This is a genomic window from Mesorhizobium sp. M1A.F.Ca.IN.020.06.1.1, from assembly GCF_004023265.1.
In the GTDB taxonomy this organism is placed as follows: Bacteria; Pseudomonadota; Alphaproteobacteria; order Rhizobiales; family Rhizobiaceae; genus Mesorhizobium.
This window is the reverse complement of record NZ_RZSR01000477.1, coordinates 1-4,484: the sequence shown is the minus strand read 5'-3', so window position 1 is coordinate 4,484 and position 4,484 is coordinate 1. Positions and strand designations below refer to the sequence as shown.

General features: G+C 66.4%; 6 protein-coding genes. 4 read left to right on the top strand and 2 right to left on the bottom strand.

All coding sequences use genetic code 11. The features are described 5' to 3' along the window. Nucleotides 1-305 (top strand): DUF1236 domain-containing protein (locus EOA60_RS20165; protein ID WP_128311785.1); only part of this gene is annotated, 305 nt, incomplete at its 5' end. 186 nt (nt 306-491) lie between these two features. On the opposite strand, the gene EOA60_RS20160 is transcribed toward EOA60_RS20165, so the two are convergent. Beyond that, nucleotides 492-1,430: a tyrosine recombinase XerC gene (locus EOA60_RS20160; RefSeq protein ID WP_067323714.1), complete on the bottom strand. Its 939-nt coding sequence runs from the start codon at nt 1,428-1,430 to the stop codon at nt 492-494. 98 nt (nt 1,431-1,528) lie between these two features. Here EOA60_RS20160 and rimM point away from each other — a divergent pair, with 98 nt between their 5' ends. Further along, nucleotides 1,529-2,125 carry a ribosome maturation factor RimM gene (gene rimM, locus EOA60_RS20155; RefSeq protein ID WP_066991935.1) on the top strand — a complete coding sequence of 199 codons (597 nt, stop codon included), beginning with the start codon at nt 1,529-1,531 and terminating at the stop codon, nt 2,123-2,125. Next, on the top strand, nt 2,122-2,823 hold the full coding sequence (gene trmD, locus EOA60_RS20150; protein WP_067323716.1) for a tRNA (guanosine(37)-N1)-methyltransferase TrmD: 702 nt from the start codon (nt 2,122-2,124) through the stop codon (nt 2,821-2,823). Before rimM ends, trmD begins: the two co-directional genes overlap by 4 nt. Here trmD and EOA60_RS20145 read toward each other — a convergent pair. After that, nucleotides 2,805-3,557, bottom strand: coding sequence for a sulfite exporter TauE/SafE family protein (locus EOA60_RS20145; protein WP_095825180.1), 753 nt, complete (start codon nt 3,555-3,557; stop codon nt 2,805-2,807). The genes trmD and EOA60_RS20145 overlap by 19 nt on opposite strands. A gap of 322 nt (nt 3,558-3,879) precedes the next feature. On the opposite strand from EOA60_RS20145, the gene rplS reads away from it, so the two are divergent. Then, the gene (gene rplS, locus EOA60_RS20140; RefSeq protein ID WP_040974610.1) at nt 3,880-4,398 is read left to right on the top strand and encodes a 50S ribosomal protein L19; all 519 of its coding nucleotides are present in this window, start codon (nt 3,880-3,882) and stop codon (nt 4,396-4,398) included. The last annotated feature ends 86 nt before the right edge of the window (nt 4,399-4,484 follow it).

The window sequence follows — 4,484 nt, the reverse complement described above, 5'->3', positions numbered from 1 at the left end:
GCATTGCCGTCGTGGCTCCGCCGACCGATGATATCTACACCACTGACACCTACACCGGCGCCATCGTTTCCGGCGACGACGCCATCGAGCCGATCGCCAGGCCGCCGGCCGAGGTCGGCACCTATGTCACCACGCACCGGGTCGAACCGGTCTATCTCGAGGGCGAAGTGGTGACCGGCGCGGTGCTGCCCGACACGGTCGAGCTGCGCGAGATCCCGGATTACAACTACCGCTATGTCTATGTGAACAACCAGCCGGCGCTGGTTGATCCGGGCACGCGGCGCATCGTCTATGTGATGCGCTGATCCAGGGTATTCGAAAGGCGGCCGCCGGGAAACGGGCGGCCGGCTTTCGAAGAATGTCAAGGTTGGGTCAGGCTACCTGCAGCTGCTCGACAGCCGCCGATTTCGACCTGCAGCCTCGATTTCAGGGTTCACTCCGCTCGTTGCTCCGTCTTGGCACGAGGAAGCGGGGTGGCTCCGTCAAACGCTTCACGCCCTTGGATGCGCCCGGTCGTAAATGTCGAGCAGCCTTGCCGTGTCGACGCCGGTATAGATCTGGGTGGTCGACAGGCTGGCATGGCCGAGCAGTTCCTGGATGGTGCGCAGGTCGCCGCCACGGCCGAGCAGATGAGTGGCGAAGGAATGGCGCAAGGCATGCGGCGTCGCGGTTTCCGGCAGGTTGAGGGCCGAGCGCAGCTTCGCCATCTCGCGCTGGACGATGGCCGGATTGAGCGGGCCGCCGCGAGCGCCGCGGAACAGCAGCTCTTTCGGATCGATGTGGAAGGGACACAGCCGCCGGTATTCGGCGACCGCCCTGAGCGCCACCGGCAGCACCGGCACCAGCCTTGTCTTGCCGCCCTTGCCGGTGATGCGCAGCACCGTGTCGGCCTCGGTGGCGAGATCGGCCCCGGTCAGGCCCAGCGCTTCCGAGATGCGCAGCCCGGAGCCGTAGAGCAGCGTCAGCACGGCGGCGTTGCGGGCGGCGATCCAGGGTTCTTCCGCCAGTTGGCCCTCGACAGTCACGACCTGCTTGGCATCGCTCGCCGTCAGTGGTTTCGGTAGCGATTTCGGCTGGCGCGGCGCGCGCAGGGCGGCCGCACCCGCCGCGTTGACGAGGCCGCGCTTTTCGAGAAACCGCAGCAGCGAACGGATGCCGGCCAGGCCGCGGCCGAGCGTGCGGGCGCCGGCGCCGCCGTTGCGGCGCGCGGCGAGGAAGCCGCGCAGGTCGGCCGGCTGCAGGTCGGCGATATCGGAGATGCCGGGCGGGCCGCCGCAATGCCCGGTCAGGAAATGCAGGAACTGGCGCGTGTCGCGCTCATAGGCTTCGACCGTTTCGGGCGACAGCCGGCGCTCGCGCGCCAGCATCTTGAGCCAGCTCTCGCGCGCCGCCTGGAGGTCGGGTTTTGCCGGGATGAGGAATTCCTGCATGCGGGCATTTTCGGGCAGTCAGGTTAGGAAGCGGTGAAGAGCCGATCATTGAAATGGCGGCTTCAGAGGGTTAGAGCAGGGCAAAGGAAGTGATGCCGATGTCGAAGCTCGAGAACCCTGTACAGATGGCCGTGATCGGCGCCGCGCACGGCATCAAGGGCGAGTTGCGGGTGAAAACTTTCACCGGCGATCCGCTGGCGCTCGCCGACTACGGGCCGCTGCATGCCAAGGATGGCCGAGCCTTCCAGATCCTCGACATCCGGCCGGCCGGCACGGTCGTGGTGGTGCGCTTCAAGGGCGTCAGCGACCGCAACACGGCCGAGGCGCTTGCCGGCACGGAGCTGTTCGTCGACCGTTCGGTGCTGCCGGACGACGGCGAGGAGGACGAGTTCTACCATGCCGACCTCATCGGCCTTGAGGTGAGGGACGATACCGGCGTCATCGGCAGGGTCGTCGCCGTGCATAATTTCGGCGGCGGCGACATACTCGACGTCACGCTCGCGGGCCGCAAGGGCGTGCTGATCCCGTTCACGCAAGCCGCGGTGCCGCATGTGTCGATCGCCGACGGCTTCGTTCAAGTCGATCCCCTGGCGGCGGGGCTGGTCGAGGACGAGGATAGCGAAGCCGCCGGGCGGCCCGGTTTCGACCCGAAGGGCCGGCCGCGCGGACCGAAGGACGCCGGGGGCAACCGGTGAGCTTTGCCGCCTCGGTGCTGACGCTCTATCCGGAGATGTTTCCGGGTGCGCTTGGGCTTTCGCTCGCCGGCCGGGCGCTGGAAGCCGGCACCTGGTCGCTGGAAGCGATCCAGATCCGCGATTTCGCCACTGACCGGCATCGCACCGTCGACGATACGCCGGCCGGCGGCGGCGCCGGCATGGTGATGCGCGCCGACGTGCTGGCCAGGGCGATCGACCACGTTTCGCCGCAGGGCGATGAACGTCCAAGGCTGCTGATGAGCCCGCGTGGAAAGCCGCTGACGCAGGCCAGGGTGCGCGGGCTCGCCGCCGGGCCCGGTGCCGTCATCCTGTGCGGCCGCTTCGAGGGCGTCGACCAGCGGCTGATCGAGGCGCGCGGTCTGGAGGAAGTCTCGATCGGCGATTTCATCCTGTCGGGCGGCGAGCCGGCCGCACTTGTGTTGCTCGATGCGGTGGTGCGGCTGCTGCCGGGGGTGATGGGCAACGCCGTCTCGGGCGAGGAAGAAAGCTTTGAGAACGGCCTGCTCGAGCATCCGCATTACACGCGGCCGCAGGAGTTCGAGGGCAGGCAAATCCCCGAAGTGCTGACCTCCGGGAATCACAGGAAGATCGCCGCGTGGCGTCGCGCCGAGGCTGAGAAGCTGACGCGGGAGCGCCGGCCCGATCTGCTGGCCGGTGCTCAGCCCTTGGTAAAGTAATAAAAGGCCAGAAACAGGCCGACGGCGACGACGAAGCCGCGCACGACACCTTGCGGCACGCGCCTGGCGATCCACACCCCGGCATAGCCGCCCAGCGCCCCGCCGGGGATCATGACGATCGCCTGCGGCCAGGCGACGACGCCGCCCGAAACGAAAACCAGGATGGCGATTGCCGCGATGACCACCGCTAGCATGTTCTTCAACGCATTGAGCTTGTGGTAGTCGCCGGCCTGCGTCAGGCCGAGGGTGGCAAGCATCATCACGCCCATGCCGGCGCCGAAGAAGCCGCCATAGACCGAAGTCAGGAACTGCGCCAGCGACCCGGCGAGCGAGCCGACCGAGGCCTCGTGGTCCGGTCCGGCCGCCGGCTTCAGCCACGGACCGGCCGCGAACAGGGCGGTCGCGGCGATCAGCAGCCAGGGCACAAGCGCTCGGAAGGACGTGTTGGAGAGCGCCAGCAGAATGAGCGAACCGGCCAGCGCGCCAAAGCCCGATATCACGCAGAGCACAAGCGCCTGGCGCCAGAAATGCCTGATGTCGTCGAGATAGGCGAGCGTCGAGGTGATATAGCCCGGAAACTGTGTCACCGAGGACGTTGCGTTGGCAACGATCGGCGGCAGGCCGACCAGCGTCATGGCACCGAAGGTGACGAAAGTGCCGCCGCCGGCGACGGCGTTCACCGCGCCCGAGACAAAGCCCGCGAAGAAGAGCAGGACGGCATCGAAGAATGTCATCGAGGGAGGCCTGGGAAATAGCTTTCTCCGACTTAGAAAGCTTGCATGGCGCGCGCAACCCGGCACGGCGGCAATATGATGGGGCCATAGTTTTCAAAAATTAGGCGTCAAAGGCGTGACAAAGCGCCGAAATAGCTGTATGTCGCCGCCCGAACCGGAAGAACGATCTTCCGGACCCGTCAACAAATGGCGGTGTAGCCGTCCCTGTCCGATGCCCCCGATTTGAATGTCTGGGCAAAGGACATAGCCGAGCGGTCATTGGAACTGCAAGGCAAGTCGAGGACGCTCTGGCTGTCGGAAGAACAAGAAGTGGATATTTGAGATGGATCTCATCCGTCAGCTCGAGGCCGAGCAGGCCGCCAAGATCGAAGCCAAGCGCAAGCTGCCCGAATTCCAGCCTGGCGACACCGTGCGCGTCCAGGTGCGCGTCACCGAAGGCAGCCGCACCCGCGTCCAGGCCTATGAGGGCGTCGTCATCGCCCGTTCCGGCTCCGGCTTCCAGGAGAATTTCACCGTCCGCAAGATTTCCTACGGCGAAGGCGTGGAGCGCGTGTTCCCGGTCTACTCGCCGATGGTCGAAGGCGTCGAGATCGTGCGCCGTGGCAAGGTGCGCCGCGCCAAGCTCTATTACCTGCGCGACCGTCGCGGCAAGTCGGCCCGCATTTCGGAAAACACCGGCGTGCGCGCCCGCAAGCTGAACGATGAAGAGCGTGATGCGCTGAACGCCGAACGCGCCCGCATCGAGGCCGAGAAGGTCGCCGCCGCCGAGGCTCTGGCTGCGGAGAAAGCCGCGCAGGACGCCGCCGAGAAGAAGGCTGCCGAGTCCGCGTCGGCCGAATAAGGCGCTTCCGCAGATCGTTTTGGAAAGGCGGCTTCGGTCGCCTTTTTCGTTTGGCGGTAGGCAACGTCGTCATCGCAGGGCGCGGC